Annotated in this window: 16 protein-coding genes and 1 pseudogene; 9 read left to right on the top strand and 8 right to left on the bottom strand. The window is 70.5% G+C overall.

What is annotated here, in order from left to right; genetic code table 11:
• Positions 1–17: 17 nt before the first annotated feature.
• Positions 18–377, bottom strand: coding sequence for a VOC family protein (locus tag ACIP89_RS15270; RefSeq protein ID WP_402115250.1), 360 nt, complete (start codon positions 375–377; stop codon positions 18–20).
• Positions 378–508: 131 nt separating this feature from the next.
• On the opposite strand from ACIP89_RS15270, the gene ACIP89_RS15265 reads away from it, so the two are divergent.
• Positions 509–1,021 carry a CGNR zinc finger domain-containing protein gene (locus ACIP89_RS15265; protein ID WP_402115248.1) on the top strand — a complete coding sequence of 171 codons (513 nt, stop codon included), beginning with the start codon at positions 509–511 and terminating at the stop codon, positions 1,019–1,021.
• A gap of 14 nt (positions 1,022–1,035) precedes the next feature.
• Here ACIP89_RS15265 and ACIP89_RS15260 read toward each other — a convergent pair whose 3' ends face one another.
• A complete protein-coding gene (locus ACIP89_RS15260; protein ID WP_402115246.1) occupies positions 1,036–2,379 on the bottom strand; it encodes a UDP-glucose dehydrogenase family protein in 1,344 nt (447 codons plus the stop codon).
• 177 nt (positions 2,380–2,556) lie between these two features.
• Here ACIP89_RS15260 and ACIP89_RS15255 point away from each other — a divergent pair, with 177 nt between their 5' ends.
• The 5 genes and pseudogenes from ACIP89_RS15255 to ACIP89_RS15235 all read left to right on the top strand — a co-directional run.
• The gene (locus tag ACIP89_RS15255) at positions 2,557–3,714 is read left to right on the top strand and encodes an acyl-CoA dehydrogenase (protein WP_371772830.1); all 1,158 of its coding nucleotides are present in this window, start codon (positions 2,557–2,559) and stop codon (positions 3,712–3,714) included.
• A 685-nt stretch (positions 3,715–4,399) separates the two neighbouring features.
• On the top strand, positions 4,400–5,113 hold the full coding sequence (locus ACIP89_RS15250; RefSeq protein ID WP_402115245.1) for a hypothetical protein: 714 nt from the start codon (positions 4,400–4,402) through the stop codon (positions 5,111–5,113).
• Between the two features lie 58 nt (positions 5,114–5,171).
• Positions 5,172–5,993: a hypothetical protein gene (locus ACIP89_RS15245; protein WP_401926571.1), complete on the top strand. Its 822-nt coding sequence runs from the start codon at positions 5,172–5,174 to the stop codon at positions 5,991–5,993.
• Between the two features lie 150 nt (positions 5,994–6,143).
• Positions 6,144–6,599 carry a hypothetical protein gene (locus ACIP89_RS15240; RefSeq protein WP_401926838.1) on the top strand — a complete coding sequence of 152 codons (456 nt, stop codon included), beginning with the start codon at positions 6,144–6,146 and terminating at the stop codon, positions 6,597–6,599.
• 87 nt (positions 6,600–6,686) lie between these two features.
• Positions 6,687–6,920 (top strand): annotated as a pseudogene (locus tag ACIP89_RS15235) (GrpB family protein); the annotation flags it as partial.
• Between the two features lie 50 nt (positions 6,921–6,970).
• Here the strand turns inward: ACIP89_RS15235 and ACIP89_RS15230 are convergent.
• On the bottom strand, positions 6,971–8,131 hold the full coding sequence (locus ACIP89_RS15230; RefSeq protein ID WP_402115530.1) for an MFS transporter: 1,161 nt from the start codon (positions 8,129–8,131) through the stop codon (positions 6,971–6,973).
• 159 nt (positions 8,132–8,290) lie between these two features.
• On the opposite strand from ACIP89_RS15230, the gene ACIP89_RS15225 reads away from it, so the two are divergent.
• Together ACIP89_RS15225 and ACIP89_RS15220 are read left to right on the top strand one after the other, a co-directional pair.
• The gene (locus ACIP89_RS15225) at positions 8,291–8,785 is read left to right on the top strand and encodes a hypothetical protein (RefSeq protein WP_402115244.1); all 495 of its coding nucleotides are present in this window, start codon (positions 8,291–8,293) and stop codon (positions 8,783–8,785) included.
• Positions 8,782–9,588 (top strand): class I SAM-dependent methyltransferase, encoded by an 807-nt coding sequence (locus tag ACIP89_RS15220; protein WP_402115243.1) that lies wholly within the window; start codon positions 8,782–8,784, stop codon positions 9,586–9,588. Before ACIP89_RS15225 ends, ACIP89_RS15220 begins: the two co-directional genes overlap by 4 nt.
• A 129-nt stretch (positions 9,589–9,717) precedes the next feature.
• On the opposite strand, the gene ACIP89_RS15215 is transcribed toward ACIP89_RS15220, so the two are convergent.
• The gene (locus ACIP89_RS15215; protein WP_401926562.1) at positions 9,718–10,152 is read right to left on the bottom strand and encodes a VOC family protein; all 435 of its coding nucleotides are present in this window, start codon (positions 10,150–10,152) and stop codon (positions 9,718–9,720) included.
• Between the two features lie 90 nt (positions 10,153–10,242).
• Positions 10,243–11,541, bottom strand: coding sequence for an LCP family protein (locus tag ACIP89_RS15210; protein WP_402115242.1), 1,299 nt, complete (start codon positions 11,539–11,541; stop codon positions 10,243–10,245).
• Positions 11,542–11,660: 119 nt separating this feature from the next.
• On the opposite strand from ACIP89_RS15210, the gene ACIP89_RS15205 reads away from it, so the two are divergent.
• Complete coding sequence (locus tag ACIP89_RS15205) at positions 11,661–12,209, top strand: acyl-CoA thioesterase (protein WP_124284167.1); 549 nt, start codon at positions 11,661–11,663, stop codon at positions 12,207–12,209.
• A 34-nt stretch (positions 12,210–12,243) separates the two neighbouring features.
• On the opposite strand, the gene ACIP89_RS15200 is transcribed toward ACIP89_RS15205, so the two are convergent.
• The 3 genes from ACIP89_RS15200 to ACIP89_RS15190 all read right to left on the bottom strand — a co-directional run bounded on the left by ACIP89_RS15200 (position 12,244) and on the right by ACIP89_RS15190 (position 17,467).
• The gene (locus ACIP89_RS15200; RefSeq protein WP_401926558.1) at positions 12,244–13,608 is read right to left on the bottom strand and encodes an LCP family protein; all 1,365 of its coding nucleotides are present in this window, start codon (positions 13,606–13,608) and stop codon (positions 12,244–12,246) included.
• A gap of 304 nt (positions 13,609–13,912) precedes the next feature.
• Positions 13,913–15,628 carry an LCP family protein gene (locus ACIP89_RS15195; protein WP_401926556.1) on the bottom strand — a complete coding sequence of 572 codons (1,716 nt, stop codon included), beginning with the start codon at positions 15,626–15,628 and terminating at the stop codon, positions 13,913–13,915.
• Positions 15,629–15,676: 48 nt separating this feature from the next.
• Positions 15,677–17,467 carry an LCP family protein gene (locus ACIP89_RS15190; RefSeq protein ID WP_402115241.1) on the bottom strand — a complete coding sequence of 597 codons (1,791 nt, stop codon included), beginning with the start codon at positions 17,465–17,467 and terminating at the stop codon, positions 15,677–15,679.
• Positions 17,468–17,686: the final 219 nt, after the last annotated feature.

Here is a 17,686-nt window from a genome sequence, read left to right as displayed (position 1 = left end):
CAGGCGCGCTCCGTCGTCTAGCAGGCGCAGAGGCAGAACGGGTGCCCCGCCGGATCGGCGTACACCCGGAAGGTCCGCTCGCGGTCGTCCGCTTCGAGCACCGTCGCCCCCAGCGCCAGCACCTCGCGCTCCGCCGCGTCCAGATCCTGCACGGTCAGATCGAGGTGGAACTGCTGCGAACCCTGCGACCCCGGCCACTGCGGCGGTACGAAGCCGGGCACGGCCTGGAAGGCGAGCGGAGTGCCGGTGATCCCCGTGAGATCCACCCAGTCCTCCTGCTGCTCGACCTTCCCGCCGAGCAGCGCGGCGTAGAAATTGGCCAGGGCGATGGGATCCGGACAGCCCAGGACGACGGCACCCAGTGCGGCTACAGCCATGACGTTCCTCCTTGGGCAGATGTAGGCAAATGCGGTCAGCTACGGGCAGCTACATACCGCTGGTTACCGTTGAGGCGCCTCAACCGGTAACTGTTACTGCATGCTGCCGCAATGGGGGTAACGTCGCAACCATGAATGAGAGGAACTCCGCGCCCGGCGGACTCGCGCTGATCGAAGCCCTGGTCAACACCCTGGACGTGGAGACCGGCGCGGACACCCTCGACACGGCGGAGGGGCGCGCCGGACTCGACCTGGCCGCCCCGGACGTCCCGGCGGCCCGCACGCTCCGCGAGGCCCTGCGCGCCGTCTGCCTGGCCCACGCGGGCCACCGCCCGCCCGAGGACGGCACGGTGTCCCTGCTGGACCGGCTGCTGGCCGACGCGCCCCTGCGGGTCCGCGTGGACGAGGCGGGTGCGGCGGTGCTGTGCGCGGCGGAGGAGCCGCCCGGACTCACCGCCCGGGTCGCGACGGCCATCGCCGCCGCCTCCGCGGACGGGACCTGGGACCGGCTCAAGGTGTGCGAGGCGGCGGACTGCCGCTGGGCCTATTACGACCGCAGCCCGGCGGGGCGCCGCCGCTGGTGCTCGATGTCGGTGTGCGGCGCCCGCGCCAAGATGCGCGCGTACCGCGCCAGGCAGGGCTGAGCAGGCTCAGGTGTTCAGGCCTTCGGCCGTCCCATCGCCCGGAACGTCCACCCGGCCTCGCGCCACACCGCGGGGTCCAGTGCGTTGCGCCCGTCCAGGATGAGCTTGCGCCCCGCGGCCTCGCCCAGCGTCACCGGGTCCAGCTCGCGGAACTCGCTCCACTCCGTCAGGTGCAGCACCACATCGGCGCCGCGCACCGCGTCCAGGGCGGTGTCCGCGTAGCCGAGGGTGGGGAAGAGGCGGCGGGCGTTGTCCATGCCCTTCGGGTCGAAGACGGTGACCTGGCCGCCCTGGAGGTGGATCTGCCCGGCGACGTTCAGGGCGGGCGAGTCGCGTACGTCGTCCGAGTCCGGCTTGAAGGTGGCGCCCAGGACGCCCACCCGCTTGCCCAGGAACGAGTCGCCGCCGACGGCCTCCCTGGCCAGCTCCACCATGTGGCCGCGGCGCCGCATGTTGATGGAGTCGACCTCGCGGAGGAAGGTCAGCGCCTGGTCGGCGCCCAGTTCACCGGCGCGCGCCATGAAGGCCCGGATGTCCTTGGGCAGGCAGCCGCCGCCGAACCCGATCCCGGCCCGCAGGAACTTCTTCCCGATCCGCTCGTCGTGGCCGATCGCCTCCGCCAGCTTCACGACATCGCCGTCGGCGGCCTCGCAGACCTCGGCCATGGCGTTGATGAAGGAGATCTTGGTGGCCAGGAAGGAGTTGGCCGAGGTCTTCACCAGTTCGGCGGTCGGGAAGTCCGTCACCACGAACGGCGAGCCCTCCGCGACCGGTGTGGCGTACACCTCGCGGAGCAGCTTCTCGGCCCGCTCGCTCTCCACGCCGACGACGATCCGGTCCGGGTGCAGCGTGTCGTTGACGGCGAAGCCCTCGCGGAGGAACTCCGGGTTCCACGCCAGCTCCGCGGCGTCGCCCGCGGGCGCCAGCCCGGTGAGCCGGGCGGCGAGCCGGGCCGCGGAGCCGACCGGCACGGTGGACTTGCCGACGACCAGGGCGGGCCTGGTCAGAAGCGGTGCGAGCGATTCGAAGGCGCTGTCCACGTAGCTCATGTCGCAGGCGTACTCGCCGTGCTTCTGCGGGGTGTTCACGCAGACGAAGTGGACGTCACCGAATTCCGCCACCTCTTCCCACGAGGTGGTGAAGCGCAGCCGGCCGCTGGCGCCCTCGATGCCCGCGACGTGCTTCTTCAGGATCTCTTCCAGCCCCGGCTCGTACATCGGGACCCGGCCGGCCGAGAGCAGCTCGATCTTCTCGGGCACGACGTCGAGCCCCAGCACTTCGAAGCCCAGCTCCGCCATGGCCGCGGCGTGGGTGGCGCCGAGGTAGCCGGTGCCGATCACAGTGATCCTGAGGGCCATGTAGTGCTCCTGGGAGATGCGGACAGACGTGCGGTGAACGAGCATAGTCGTGCCCCTGAAACGCTCCATTCCGGCTGTCGCGAAGCTCACGGCCCCAGCTCGTATGCCATTGCGGGGGCGGGCGCCTAAAATTAGGTTACTTAACGGTAGTTAGCTGCATCCTGGGGAGTGAGAGTCTTGGCGGGTTCGACCGATTTCGACCTGTACCGTCCGGCCGAGGAGCACGAGATGCTCCGTGAGACGGTGCGTGCCCTCGCCGAGGCGAAGATCGCCCCGCACGCGGCCGCGGTCGACGAGGAGGCCCGCTTCCCGCAGGAGGCGCTGGACGCCCTCACCGCTGCCGACCTGCACGCCGTCCACGTACCGGAGGAGTACGGCGGCGCCGGCGCCGACGCGCTCGCCACGGTCATCGTGATCGAGGAGGTGGCCCGCGCCTGCGTCTCCTCCTCTCTCATCCCGGCCGTGAACAAGCTCGGCTCGCTCCCGGTGATCCTGTCCGGCTCCGAGGACCTGAAGAAGAAGTACCTGGGCCCGCTCGCCAAGGGCGACGCGATGTTCTCGTACGCCCTCTCCGAGCCGGACGCGGGCTCCGACGCCGCCGGCATGAAGACCAAGGCCGTCCGCGACGGCGACTTCTGGGTCCTCAACGGCGTGAAGCGCTGGATCACCAACGCGGGCGTCTCCGAGTACTACACGGTCATGGCGGTCACCGACCCGACCAAGCGCTCCAAGGGCATCTCGGCGTTCGTCGTCGAGAAGTCGGACGAGGGCGTCTCCTTCGGCGCCCCGGAGAAGAAGCTCGGCATCAAGGGCTCCCCGACCCGCGAGGTCTACTTCGACAACGTCCGCATCCCCGCCGACCGCATGATCGGCGAGGAGGGCACCGGCTTCGCCACCGCGATGAAGACCCTCGACCACACCCGCATCACGATCGCCGCCCAGGCCCTCGGCGTCGCCCAGGGCGCGCTGGACTACGCCAAGGGCTACGTCCAGGAGCGCAAGCAGTTCGGCAAGCCGATCGGCGACTTCCAGGGCATCCAGTTCATGCTCGCGGACATGGCCATGAAGCTTGAGGCGGCCCGCCAGCTCACCTACTCGGCCGCCGCCAAGTCCGAGCGCCTCGACGGCGACCTCACCTTCTTCGGCGCCGCGGCCAAGTGCTTCGCCTCCGACGTCGCGATGGAGGTCACCACGGACGCGGTCCAGCTCCTGGGCGGCTACGGCTACACGCGGGACTACCCCGTGGAGCGGATGATGCGCGACGCCAAGATCACCCAGATCTACGAGGGCACGAACCAGGTCCAGCGGATCGTGATGGCGCGGAACCTGCCGTAGCCGCCGCGCGACCGGCAGCAGACGCATAGCACGGCGCCCCGCAACCCGATCGTCCCGGGTGCGGGGCGCTTCGCGGTTCCGCGGGTCCATTTCTCGCTGACCAGAGCGGGGCTCCGGCATTGCCGCGGCATCGCGGAGGCCGATGCCTGTCTGGGGCAGCTGTTGCTGCTGCTCGTGGGGCCCGACGGTTCGGGCAAGAGCAACTTCCTGGACGCGCCGCGTCTGCTCTCCGAGGCGCCGCGGACCTCGCTCGACCAGGCGCCGCGAAGCCGTGGGGCACAGACGCCACCTTGAGGCTCGGCCTCGGGACGGGTCGCCGTCCGTCACGACGCTTCCGAGGACGGGGTCCGCCGCTACGTCATGGGGCGTCATGGGCTGGAGCGCGGACCCCTGGGGTGATCCCGGCGTGGCTGTCCTCCCGCCCGCCGCTGACCAGCGGCTTCAGGATGAAACGACCCCAGTGGGGGGATCCGCCGGACGGCGGCAGCGAACCAGGGCTGAGATGCCGGGCGATCCGGTTCCCGGCAAAGAACCCGGAACCGCATTCATTGCTGCGTCCAGGTGCTAGCTTTCAGCTTCCACAGACCGTATGAAGTACCGAACTCCCGGCAAAATAGGCATCGTTCACGGCCTTGGCTGCGCATTTCATGCTCCTCCTCCGATGACTCAGATACGGGGATCCCATATGCCCAGAACTTGGCTGGCCGCCGGAGCTCTGTTCGCCTGCCTGTTGCCCGTCGCGGCCTGCGGCTCGACGCAGGAGCCGGCCGACAGCGCGGACAGCACGCCGGAGTCGTCGTCCACCGTGGGCGGGGCCACGCCTGCCGCTCCACCGGTGTCACCTTCGCCCCCGACGCCGTCCGAGTCACCGGTCCCGGCCACCGGGCGGAAGCTGGTCCTGAACATCACGAACCATGACGGCTACCAGGCGACGCTCAAGGTGACCATCGCGCCGCACGTCATCTACGAGGCCGGTGTCACTCCGCCGGGCATGGAGGAGCGGTGCGCCGCCTACATACCGGGTGACAGTGTGGAACGTGCCCTGGTGGGGATCACCACTGAGCTGATCCCCAGAACGGTCAAGGGCTTCACCTGGCCGGAGGCCTCCCAGCAGACCGTGTCCGTCGAGGCGGACGACATGAGCCTTTGCGACGGAAACCAGGAGTCCGTCGCCAGGTACGTGCACAGCGACCCGAAGGGACCGATCACCACGCAGGGCCTGTTCGAAACAGAGATCACTCCGAACAGCCCCGACGGATTCGGCGACTCCGGGCCGTGGAAGTCCATCAGCGTGACGGTCGACAACGTCGGGTGCGATGTCGTCAGCAAGGACCCCGCCTTCGAGCCGGCCTCGACCCTGTACGACAAGGACTGCGCCTACACCGTCGAAGCGGAGTAGCAGTCCGGGCTTCAACGTGCCACCGGCGTCATCTCGATCACTGGCGGAAGGACAACACATGGGCATGGAAGTCGTGGTCGGAATGCTGATCGCGTGGGCAGCGGGAAAGGCGCGAAGAGCAGGGAGGGGGCTCAACGGGGTCACGGACCGCGCGCTGGAGCTGACCACACAGCGGCTGTGGGATGTCGTGGAAGCCAAGCTGGGCACGGACCCGGCAATCCAGCGGCTGGTGTCCGAGTCGCAGCAGAACGGTGAGCCCACCCCTTCGGCGCGTACGCGTGCCGAGACCGCTCTCCAGGACGCGGCAGACCATGACCCCCGGTTCGCGGCGGCCCTGGAGGCCATTGTCTCGTCGCAGACGGGCGGCGACGGCACCACCGCGGCAGCCAATGGGCCGTCAAGTAGCGTTCAGGCTGGTGGAGCCGCCATTACGGGCCCCACCTTCGGCAACATCAAAGCCAATACCAAGATAATCAACAAGGTCGTGCAGAATCCGCTGATCTCGGTCATCACGATCGTCGTGGTGCTCGGCGCAGCCTTCTTCGGCATCCGGGCGCTCACCGCTTCGTCCGGCGGCGAAGAGAAGTCCGGCTCGGCGGCCATGGTCGGCAACTGGAAGACGTCCGGCTCCTCCAGCCCCAAGGTCTTCGGCGAGGACGGCAGATGTTCGGGCTTCTACTACGACAACGGTGCCCCGCTGGACATCGGCGGCCCGATGACCTGCACCATGTCCAGTACCCCGGACGCCGATGACCGCTACACACTCGTAGTGACCCAGAGTCCGAACGAAGCCACCTACAAGGTCGCTTTCGACACCGCCGACCACGCACAGGTCTACTCGTCCACGGGCCAGAAGATCTACGAGATCGACCGCTTCTGACGGTACAGAAGTGCCTCCTCGCAGGCCCGCCACTCCGCGGTGCCGGGGAGCGGCGCCGCGGAGGCGGGTGGTGGCGGCTCCTGCCCCTGAGGGGGTCCGGGTGCGGCCGGACTTCGCGCCGTACGTCCCCGCTGAGGCATGATCGACGGCATGGGACAGCCACACCTGCCGACCACAGAGGCCGCCGTCGCCGCGATCCGCGAGGTCGCGCGCGCGTACGGCCTGGAGATGACGGTGACCGACGACATCGGTGCCGACCAGACCTCCCGGCGCACCTCGGCGGGCGCCTTCGCCGTTCTCGACGCGGACGGGGCGCTGCCGCACGAGGCGTTCGTCGAACTGGGCGGTACGCCCGTGGTCACCGTTCAGGTGTTTCCCGAGGACGACGCGAAGATCACCGTCGAGGGGGTGGAGTTCAACGACATCCCCCGCGACTCCGTACCCGCGTTCCTGCGCTCCGTGTACGGCGGGACGGCCCACGTGAAGGTCAAGCGCTTCCCGGCCGGCTGCTGGCTTGTCGTGGCGCTGCCCGGGGACGAGACGTACAAGGAGCTCATCGCGCGCACCATGCTCAGCCCCTGGCTCGTCCGCAGCACGCGCGGCTGAGGCGGGGGCTCACGGCGAGCGGTCTCCTGGACTCGGCCGGATGACCCCCGACACGGCCTCCGAACGCCCCGTACTCGCCCCGCCGACCCTGCCTGGGAGCACCGGGGCCGCGCCCTGGCCGACGAACTGCGTTCCTTAGTGGGCCCGTTGGCCCTACGCATCGAGCACATCGGCTCCATCGCCATCCCCGGCATGGCCGCCACACCCGTCTTCGGCCTCCAGGCGGGCGTCGAGGACCTCGCGGCGGCGGCCCTCGCCTTCGAGCAGCCGCCGGCCGGGCTCGGCTTCGGGCGTTCGCCGTACGCCGGCCGGCCGCCGTAGGGCCTGTCGCCAGCCCCCGTCCGCCGCGCGACACCGGGCATCCGGGCCGGTCACGGCGTCGGCCGTGCCTTGTCCCCGCCCCCGGGACGTGACCTCCCGGCAGCGCCCCGGGGCAGCAGCCGTTCGCCCAGCAGGACCGCGCAGGCCGCGACCGTCAGGAGGCCGCCGATGAGGAAGGTGCCCCGTACGCCGGCATGCGTCAGGACCAGTCCGCCGAGCGCGGCGCCCGAGGCGATACCGGCGTTGTAGCCACCGGAGTTGGCCGCCAGAGCCAGGTCCGTACGGCCGGGCGCGCAGTGCAGCATCTCGTTCTGGGTGGCCATGAACACCGGCCCGAGCGCGGCGCCCGTCAGGGCCAGGAACACCGCCGCCGCCACCGGACTGCCACCGGTCGTGTACAGGCCGAGCATGCCCACCGCCTGGGTGGCGACGGCGGCGGCCAGCACGGACCGCGGGAAGCGGTCCAGCAGCACCCCGGTGACGCTCACCCCGGCCAGGCACGCGACGCCGAACGCCACGAGCAGGGCGTTGACCGCGCTCCCGGAGAACCCGCCCACGTCGCCCAGGAACCTTACGACGTACGTGTATCCCGCGAACGCCCCGGTGGCGGACAGGACGCCCGCCGCCAGCACCGTGCCGAACCTGCGTGCGTCGGGCGCGCTCCCGTACGCCGCGTGCCCCTCGTCCGGGCGGGAGGTCGGCAGCAGGACGGCGATCGTCACCAGGGAGACGGACCCCAGGGCCGCCACCACCGCGACCGGCACCTGCCAGCCGCTCTGCCGGCCCAGCCACGTCCCGGCGGGCACGCCGAGCACCAGGGCCAGCGAACCGGCCACGGACAGCGCCCCGACCACCCGCCCCCGGACCCCGGGCCGGAACAGGCCCACCGCGACCGGCCCCATCACCGCCCAGAACAGCGCCTGGGCGAGTGCCGTCAACAGCCGGGCCGCGAGCAGCGGTCCGTACGAACCGGCCACCGCCGCGACCAGGCTGGACACCACGAGCGCGGCCAGCAGCGCCGTGAGCACCTGGCGCCGGGGCAGCGTCCGCGTGAAGTGGGCCAGCGGCAGGGACGCGACGGCGACCGTCGCGCCGTAACCGGTGACCAGGTACCCGACCGACGGCAGGGACACGTGCAGGTCCTCGGCGATGAGCTCCAGGAGGCCGATCGGCAGGTTCTCCGCCGTGTTGAACGTGAACGCGGCAAGCATCAGGGCAGCGAGCACCGCCGGCCCCCGCTGTCTCCTGGCGGCCTGGACGATCACTCGAACAGTGTGGCAGACAAGGCGAACGCGGCCCGGTCCGAACGTAAGACCCCGGGGCAGGTGCGGTTCCGCCGCCCCGGGGCCGGTGGCGTACCTTCCCTACCCATGACGGACATCGACGAGCCGCCCGAACCGGCCGAGCTGATCGGCCTGTTCGAGGCGCTGGGTGCCGACGACGCGGTGGGCTGGGCGGAGTCGGAGGCCGAGGAGAACATTCCCCAGCTGGCCCGGTTCCGGTTCCTGCGCATGGTCTGGCAGGACATCGACGCCTGGAGCGCGGCGGCGCCCGGCTGGGTCGAGGCCTACCGGGAGGACGGGCCCGCGGCGTCGGCCGTCAGGAGGGCGCTGCGGCTCGGGCTGACCCCGGACGAACTGGGCGAGATGGCCCGGGAGATCGCGAAGGACACCGCGTTCGGTCTGCTCCAGGGGCTGGCCGGGCCGGCCGACGGGGATCTGCCGCCCGGGACCGAGGCCCGGCTGCCCGGCTGGTGCCTGGCCGAACTGTCGCCGGAGGGGCGGCGCACGGGGCGGGTTCTGGACGCGCTCCACGAGGATCTGGACGAAGTGGAGCCGCAAGGCCCGGCAGGAGGTATCGCATGACCGCGTTCGACGTGAGTGAGCGGCGGATCTGGGACGGGCGGGCCGAGAGCTACGCCCGGACCTTCGCCCGGCTCTGCGCCCGTACGGTGCCCGCCCTGCTGGACGCCGCCGCCGTGGGGTCCGGGACCCGGCTGCTCGACGTGGGGTGCGGCAGCGGCACGGTGACGGTCGCCGCCGCCGGCCGGGGCGCGGTCGTACGGGCCGTGGACGCCGAACCCGGCATGGTCGCGGTCACCCGGAAGGCGGCGCCCGGGGTGGAGGTGCGCAACGGGTCGCTGCCCCAGCTCCCGTACCCCGACGGTGAGTTCGACGCGGTGGTGGCGAACTTCGTGCTCAACCACGTGGGCCGGCCGATGGACGCGCTCGTCGAGCTGCGCCGGATCACCCGCCCCGGAGGCAGGGTCGCCGTCACCATCTGGCAGGTGCCCGGGGGCTCCGGGCAGCGGCTGATCGGGCGGGCCGCGGAGGCGGCCGGACTGGTGCGGCCCGACTGGCTGGCCACGGTCGACGAGGAGCACAACTTCCCGCGCACCGCACCCGGCCTGGCGGCCCTGCTCACGGCTGCCGGGCTCAGGGACGCACGGAGCGAGCCGCTGTCCTGGGACCACCGCGCGGACGCGGAGGAGTGGTGGGAGGGCCCCGCCGCCGGAGTCGCCGCGATCGGGCAGCTGGTCAACAGCCGGGGCCCGGAGGGCGTGGCGGCGGCGAAGCGCGAGTACGACGTGCTGAGCAAGGAGTTCGCCGTGGAGGGCGGCGAATTGGTGCTGCCGCACCTCGCCCTGCTGGCCCAGGGGAGGGCGTAGCGCCGGGCCGCTTCAGCCCGTCCGGCGTCCGAGGACGGAACCGGTGGCGGGGTGGCCGGTGCGGAAGCGCGCGGGCCGCGTCCGGTGGCCGCTTGTCCCCAATCGCCGGGCGGGCTGGATACGGCCGGGTCAGTCGAGGCAGAACTCGTTGCCCTCGACGTCCTGCATCGGCTGGCACGACTCGTTCTCGCCGTCGGCCCGCAGGAGCTGCCCGCGGACCGCGCCGAGCGCGACCAGGCGTACGCACTCGGCCTCAAGCGCCGCGAGGCGCTCCTCGCCGACCAGTCCGGTGCCGACCCGTACATCGAGATGCACCCGGTTCTTGACGGCCTTGCCCTCGGGGACGCGCTGGAAGTAGAGCCGCGGCCCCACCCCCGAGGGGTCGGAACAGGCGAACCACGCGCCCCGGCTCTCGGCCGGCTGCGTGCTGTTGAAGTCGTCCCACGTGGCGAACCCCTCCGGTGGCGACGGGGCGACGTAACCCAGCACCTCGCACCAGAAACGGGCGACGCGCTCGGGGTCCGCGCAGTCGAAGGTGACCTGGAACTGCTTGATCGTTGACATCGGCTCACCCTAGAGGCTGCCCGGCGGAACGACGAACGGTCCCGCCCGGCAGGGCGGGACCGTCAGGTGTGGCGTCGGGGCGCGACCGTCTCAGTTGTCCGAGACCGTGACCTTCTCGTCGTTGTTGAGCTGTTCGACCAGCTGCTTGACCTTGGCCTTGTCCCAGACCAGGTTGCCGCCCGTGGAGCCGGAGATCGGCATGTTCATCGACTTGCCGTCGCCGCCCGTGACGCCCTTCATGGCGAAGAACATCTGGCCCAGGTCCCAGAGGGACATGTCCTTGTCGACGATCAGGGTGTCCAGACCCGCGCCCATCGTCGGGTAGAGCTTGAACGGGTTGAGGATCGTCGACGGCGTCGCCGTCTGGTTCGCCAGCGCCGCGAGGAACTTCTGCTGGTTCTTCGTACGGTCCAGGTCGCTGGCCGCGAAGGCGTACCGGGTGCGGACGAAGGCGAGGGACTGCTCGCCGTTCAGCGTCTGCTTGCCCGCCTTGAAGTCGGCGCCGGAGTTCTTGTCCTTGAAGGCCTTGGGGATGTCGAGCTCGACCCCGCCGATCGCGTCCACGATCTGGGCGAAGCCGCCGAAGCCGATCTCGACGTAGTGGTCGATGTGCAGGCCGGTGTTGAACTCGACGGTACGGACCAGCAGTTCGGGCCCGTCCTCGGCGTACGCGGCGTTCAGCTTGGTCGTACGGCCCTTGCCCTCGTACTTCTTGCCGGACTCGGAGCCGACGAACGACGGGATCTCGACGTTCGAGTCACGCGGCAGCGAGACCAGCGTCGGGCCGTCCCCGCCGTCGTGCAGGATCATCATCGAGTCGGTCCGCTTGCCCTCGGCGGAGCCGGTGTGGAGCTTCTTCTTGTCCTCGGCCGTCATGCCCTCGCGGCTGTCGGAACCGACGATCAGGTAGTTCGTGCCGTCGCCGGCCTTCGGCCGCTCGATGACCTTGGAGAGGTCGACGTCGCGCTTCAGCTTGGAGTCGGCCCAGAAGTACGTGCCGATGGACACACCGAGCACCACGACCACCAGGACCAGCGCGCCGATCTTGATCCGGCGCCGCCAGTCCGGCGCGGCCGCCGGCCGGCCCTGGACGTATCCGCCGTCGCCGGGTCCGCCGCCCTGGCCGCCGTTGCCGCCGCCGTAGACCTGGCCCGTGTTGTAGCCGCTGTCGTACTGCGGCCCTTCGTCGTAGCCGCCGGGCTGCTGCGGTACCTGCCGCTGCCTCGGCGGGGCGGGGTGCCGCTGCGAGGGAGCGGGCTGCTGGGGCGGGACGGGGCGCTGGACGTGCGGCATCGCGCGGGCGCCCTCGGGCCGGTCGCTCGCGCTTCCCTGCCCGTAGCGGTTGCCGCCGCGGTTGTCGTCGTTCCAGCCCTCGGGCCAATCGTTCATGCGGTCCAGTGTGCAGGCCGGGCCCACTGCTATTACAGGGTGTAAGGGAAATCGGACCCGGGCTGTTGCGAAGCTGATGCATTGCGACGGGCTCGAAGCCCCCGCATAAGGTGGAGGGCATGACAGATCAGGCCCCGCGCCCGGAGGGCGACATTCCGGGCAAGCCGACCGCGGCCTCCCGGACCACCCTCAGCCACATCATGACCGGCAGCGACACGAATCTGCTGGGTACGGTGCATGGCGGCGTGATCATGAAGCTGGTCGACGACGCGGCGGGCGCCGTGGCGGGCCGGCACTCCGGCGGCCCCGCCGTGACGGCCTCGATGGACGAGATGGTCTTCCTGGAGCCGGTCCGCGTCGGTGATCTCGTTCACGTCCGCGCCCAGGTGAACTGGACCGGCCGCTCCTCGATGGAGGTCGGCGTCCGCGTCATGGCCGAGCGGTGGAACGAGTCGACCCCGGCGCAGCAGGTCGGCAGCGCCTACCTGGTGTTCGCGGCGGTCGACGCGGACGGCCGCCCCCGCGCCGTACCGCCGGTCATCCCGGAGACCGAGCGGGACAACCGGCGCTACCAGGAGGCACAGATCCGCCGTACGCACCGGCTGGCCCGGCGCCGCGCGATCAGGGAACTGCGCGAGAAGCGCGCCGCCGACGGCATCGAGGACTGAGGACCGGCAACCGGAAGCCGTTACGTCCGGGCCGTCACGGGCACGTCACCTCGTCGCCCGTGACGGCCCCGAACCTGCCCGGATCGGACTCCTCGGCCCGGACCCGCTCCACCTTGGCGTAGTCCGTGCCCGCGGTCACCTTCATCGTGGGGCCCTGGCCCGTCACCGGCCTCAGCTCCGCCCCCGGCAGCGCCGCCGCCAGCGACCTCGCGGACCGGTCCCAGCGCGGGTCGTAGGTGACCAGGGTGTGCTTGAGATCGCGCTGCTCCCCGTTGAGCGGGGCCCGGGTGGTGTCGAAGCCGGTGCGGTGCAGCGCGGCGTCGACCGTGGAGCCGAGGCCGTCCTTCGGGGTCCCGTTGTAGACCTGCACCCGGATCTGCTGCGGCGGCACGTCCACCTTCTTCGCCGGCGCCTGCTCGGGCCGCTTCACGGTGAGCGGCTTGTCCTCGCGCAGCGCCTGGAACAGCTGCTTCGACTTCTCCGGGTCCCATTTCACCGTCGAGCCGATGCCCTTGACCGGGTAGGCGACATCGCTCATCGGCACCGAGGTGAACTCCGACGAGGCGGCGGAGAAGCCCTGCATCGCCTGGCCGAGGTCCAGCATCTGCTGCGTACCGAATCCCTTGTCGGCCCGTACCGACTTCAGCATCGTCGAGGCGACCTCGCGGAACTTCACCGGGTTCAGCAGCACCCCGCTGCTGGTCGCCTGCTTGATCAGTGAGGCCATGAACTTCTGCTGGCGCTGCATCCGGCCCAGGTCGGCGGCGGCGTCGATGTGCCGGGAGCGTACGTACTGGAGCGCCTGGCCACCGTCCAGCTCATGGGTGCCCGCCGCGAGATCGAGACCCGTGTAGGAGTCCTTCATCGGCCGGGTGGTGCAGATCCGCACCCCGCCCAGGGTGTCGACCGTCGTCATGAAGCTGGTGAAGTCGACCTCCAGGTAGTGGTCGACCTTGACGCCCGTCATGTGCTCGACGGTCCGCACGGTCAGATTGGGCCCGCCCTCGGCGTAGGCGGCGTTCAGTTTCACCGGGTGGGCCGCGTGCTCCTCGCCGGTGTTCTGGTCCCGGTGCTCGGGGATCTCGGCGTAGCTGTCGCGTGGCAGGCTGACGATGCTGGCCCGCTTCTTGTCCGCCGACAGGTGCACCAGCATGACCGTGTCCGTGCAGTGGCAGGGCGCACCGCCCAGCCGGTACTTCGCCTTCTCCTCCTTGGTGATCTTGTCGCGGCCGTCGGTGCCGACCAGCAGCAGGTTCATGCCGTGACCGCCCGAGGGCCGGTTCTTCATGTCCTTGAACGGGTCGATCCGGTCGATCCCGCTCTCCAGGTTGGTCACGACGGCATGGCCGATGCCACCGGCCCCGAGGACCAGCACGGAGAGCCCGGTCGCCATCCGCATGCCCCAGCGTGGCCTCTCGTCCTGCTTTCTGGGCCGTCCGCGCCGCGGGGGAGCGGCGCGGGGCCGGGGCGGACGGGGGGAGCGGTGCGGCGTGGGCACGGGGGGACACCTCCGCGGTGCAAGGGGGACCTGTCGCACGGTAGGCCCATACGATCTGCATCCCGGCCCGCAACCCGGCGGCGCGCTCCGGGTTCCCCCATTCGCGGTAACGCGGCGGCCGGAAGTTGCCGCCCATGAGGCCGGAGCCCCCGGCGCCGGGGACTGTTCCGGCCCCCGGCGCCTCCACGCGTGTCCCGCGCGTCCGTTACATCTGGCGGTACGGCCAGTACACGTCCATGCACTCGTCCGACTTGGCGCCGTTGACCGACTCGGTGTCCTCCAGCGGATCGCTGTCGTCCGCCGCGGCCTTCGGGAACGTGGAGCCCGTCCGCCAGTCCGAGCCGACCGTGAGCGTCAGGCCGGACCCGTCCGGGCTCTCCTTCACCGCGCTCGTCGGCATCGACAGCGCCTTGGCGAGCGACAGCGCGTCCGACCTGCCCTGGGCGCCCGAGCTCTTCGGGTAGGCGACCTCGGTCGTCCGCGCGGAGGCGGGATCGGGCGAGGTGCCCGCCTCGGTGAAGCCCTTGGCCTTCAGCAGGTTCTGGACCTCCGCGGCACGGCCCTGGGTGGGGGCCTGGCCGTCGCCGGAGGTGCCGTTCACGACCGTCACCCCGAGGGAGGCGGGAGCGGCGGCCTTCGGTCCGGCCGGCGTCTTCTTCTTCGCCTTGGCGCGGTCCTTGGGGTCGAGCGACTCGTCGTCCCGGATCAGCGCCCAGAGCTTCTCCGCGGCACCCGGCTTCGGCAGCACATGGGCGTCGGGGTCCTCGGGGTCCTGGATCCGCGGCATCGTCAGCATGTTCATCTTGTCCAGCGGCACGTTCTTCAGCTGCATGCCGAGGTCGAACAGCTTCTTCACCGTGCCGATCTCGTCGGAGACCTGGAGCGAGCCGACGGCGGTCTCGGCGAGGTTCACCAGCCGGCCGGAGTCGGTGAACGCGTCCTGGCTCTTCAGCTCCCGCAGGACCGAGTTCAGGTACATGTGCTGCGCCTGGGACCGGCCGATGTCGCTCGCGAAGGCGTGCCGGGTGCGCAGCCACTTCAGCGCGTCCTCGCCCTTGATCTTGTGCTTGCCGGCCGTCAGCCGCAGATGGGAGCCGCCGGGCACCCCGGGCTTGGGCACGTCGTTGACGTTCTGTTTGACGCACACCCAGGCGCCGCCCACGGCGTCCGCCATGTCCACCACACCCGCGAAGTCGACCATCATCCAGTGGTCGATGTAGACCCCGGTGAGCTTCTCCCAGGTGTCCAGGGTGCAGCCGGGGCCGCCGCGCAGGGTCTCGTTGATGATGCCGTTGGTGGCGGCGTACTTCTCGCCGGTGTCGGGGTTCTTGCACGCCGGGATGTCGACGCGGGTGTCGCGCGGGATGCTGACGACCGAGGCGTTCTTCCGGTCGGCCGAGACGTGGAGCAGCATCTGCACATCGGCCAGCGGCGTGCCGCCCACGCTCTCCTTCGAGCCGCCGAGCTTGAGGTTCTCCGCGCTGTTGCGGCTGTCGGAGCCGATCATCAGGATGTTCAGCGGGGTCTGGCCCGCGGCGTTCGGCGCGGTCTTCTTCGCCGCGCTGTTGCCGGCGCTGCGCGCCCCCTTGCGGATTTTTCCGTTGAGGTGCTCGTACCACAGGTAACCGGCCGCGCCGGTGCCGAGTATGACGAAGGCGAGGGAGAAGGCGATCCAGCGCAGTATCCGCCGCTTCTTCGTCCGGCCGGCGCGGCGGGGCCGGCCCCGCCGCCCGCCGGGGCCGGCGGCGCGGTCGCCGCCCCCGCCTCCTGCGGAGCGACCGCTGCCTGCCTCGTCCCCGCTCCCGTCGGGAATCGGGGCCTGGTCCTTCCCGTCCTCGTAGAGGCCGTCGTCCCAGCCGAGTTGACCGGCATGCCGGACCCGTGGTCGGGTGCCCTCCCCTGGCGTGCTGCTTCGTCCCACCGGTTCCCCCTGCTGCTCAGACTCGCGATATCGCGCAGTGACCCGGTGTCACTTGGCGCACTCTGCCTTGTCGGCACTGGCCTTCGGAATGTCGATCTTGGCCGGCCCGGTGATCGGGGTGCCCGCACCCTTGAAGTCCCTCCCCAGGGTCAGGACCATCGCCTGGAGCCCTTCCGCATCGGTGGTGCCCTTCTTGAGCGCCGATCCGGGGAGCCCCATCATCGCGGCGAGCGCCCGTGCCTGGTCCGCCTGGTTCGGGGCGTACTCAAGCGTCGTCTTGGCGGCCTTCGCCGGGGCGTTGGCCTTGTTCGTGGACTTCAGGACGCCCTTCTCGTTCTGCAGCCAGGTCACGGTCTGCTGAGCGGCTCCGGAGATCTCGCCGCCGTTGTAGACGTCGACGCGTACGTCGCCGGCCGCCGCCTTGGTGCCCTTGAGGAGGGCGTCCTGCTTGCCCTTGGCCGCCTTCTTCTGCGCGGCCACCTCGGTCAGCGAGGTGTCCGCCTGCATCATCGAGAACAGCTGCGGTGCCTTCACCGGGTCCACGACGACCGTGATCGGCTTCGGCTCGGCCGGGTTGTCGATCACCGGAAGCGTGACGAACGTGATGTTCTTCGTGTCGATCTTGGTGAGTTCCTTGGCGAGCTTGGTCAGCTTCGGCACCGAACCGATGGCCTTGTCGACCGTCAGGGCCCTGGTCGCCGAGTCCGCCAGCTTGAAGAGCTTCGTCGGACTGGTCAGGGTGTCGTCCGACTTCATCTGCCGGATCATCGAGCCGATGAACTGCTGCTGGACCTTGATCCGGTCCAGGTCGCTCCCGTTGGCGAAGCTGTGCCGGGTCCGTACGAACGCCAGCGCGTCCTCGCCCTGGATCTTGTGCGGGCCCGCCGACAGGTCGAGGTGGGAGTCCGCGTCCTTGATCGGCCTCGCGAGGCAGACGTTCACACCGCCGACCGCCGTGGACAGCTCCTTGACCGCGTTGAAGTCGACCATCATGAAGTGGTCGACCTTGAGGCCGGTGAGCTCCTTGACGGTCTCCATCGTGCAGCCCGGGTCGCGGCCCGACTGGCCGAGGCTGACGTTGAACCGGATGTTCTCCGTGCCCGGGATGACCTTGTCGGTCCCGTCGGGCTGCCTTGACTTGCACTCCGGGATGTTGGTGATGAGGTCGCGCGGGATGCTCAGCGCGGTGGCGTTGGTGCGGTCCTCGGAGACGTGGAACAGGATGTTGGTGTCGGCATGGCCGGTACTGCCCTTGTCTCCGTAGCCCTCGTTGCCCTTGCCGGTCCGCTTGTCGGTGCCGATGACCAATATGTTGAGGGGCGCGTCGGCCGTGACGACGTCCTTGTTGCCGGCGTCGCCGATGTCCACGGAGTTCAGGTTGCCGTTGAAGTGCTGGTACAGCGCGTAACCGCCGACCGAGGCACCGACGAGCAGGAAGGCCACCACGCCGCCGGTCCAGATCAGCGCCTTCTTGCGGCGGGCCTTGGGCGCCTTGCGCTTTCGGCGGCCGGCGCTGTTCTCCTTCGAGGACGCACCCGGACCCTCCTTGGCGCGGGTCTCCTGGTCGCGGGCCGAGCGGCGACCGCCCTGCCTGGGGACTTCGCGGCCGGGCCCGGCGCCACGCGCTCCGGCGTCGCGCGGGGAGCTCCGCCGCCGGCCGGTGTTCTCACCGCCGGTGTCCGGGCGCCGGCTGCCGCGAGGCGCCGAAGGAGCCCGGCCGCCGCCCGAATCCCCTCCGGATTGGTTCAGTCGCAGTTCGTAGTCGCCGGTGTCCGGGTTGAGGACCCATTGGTCTGCGGGATCCATGTCTTCCGCCCGCCCACGGCCTTGTGCATCCACGGTTGCTTGAGTCCTCCGTCGGTGCCACGCGAGGCGCCTCCCCCGAAAGGCGCTCAATCTTTCGCTCCGGAACTGCTCGGCCCCAGGGGCCGGAGCAACCGGATCGCGTCACACTATCCGTCCGGTTCGGCGCCGAGCGATGGGCGTGACGTATTCCACGGCCCTTACAACCGGGCATTCTTCCCATTGCGCGCCGAACGTTGATGGCTGCTTGGTAAT

This window comes from Streptomyces sp. NPDC088730, from assembly GCF_044751215.1.
Taxonomy (GTDB): Bacteria; Actinomycetota; Actinomycetes; order Streptomycetales; family Streptomycetaceae; genus Streptomyces.
This window is presented reverse-complemented; position numbering and strand designations above follow the sequence as displayed.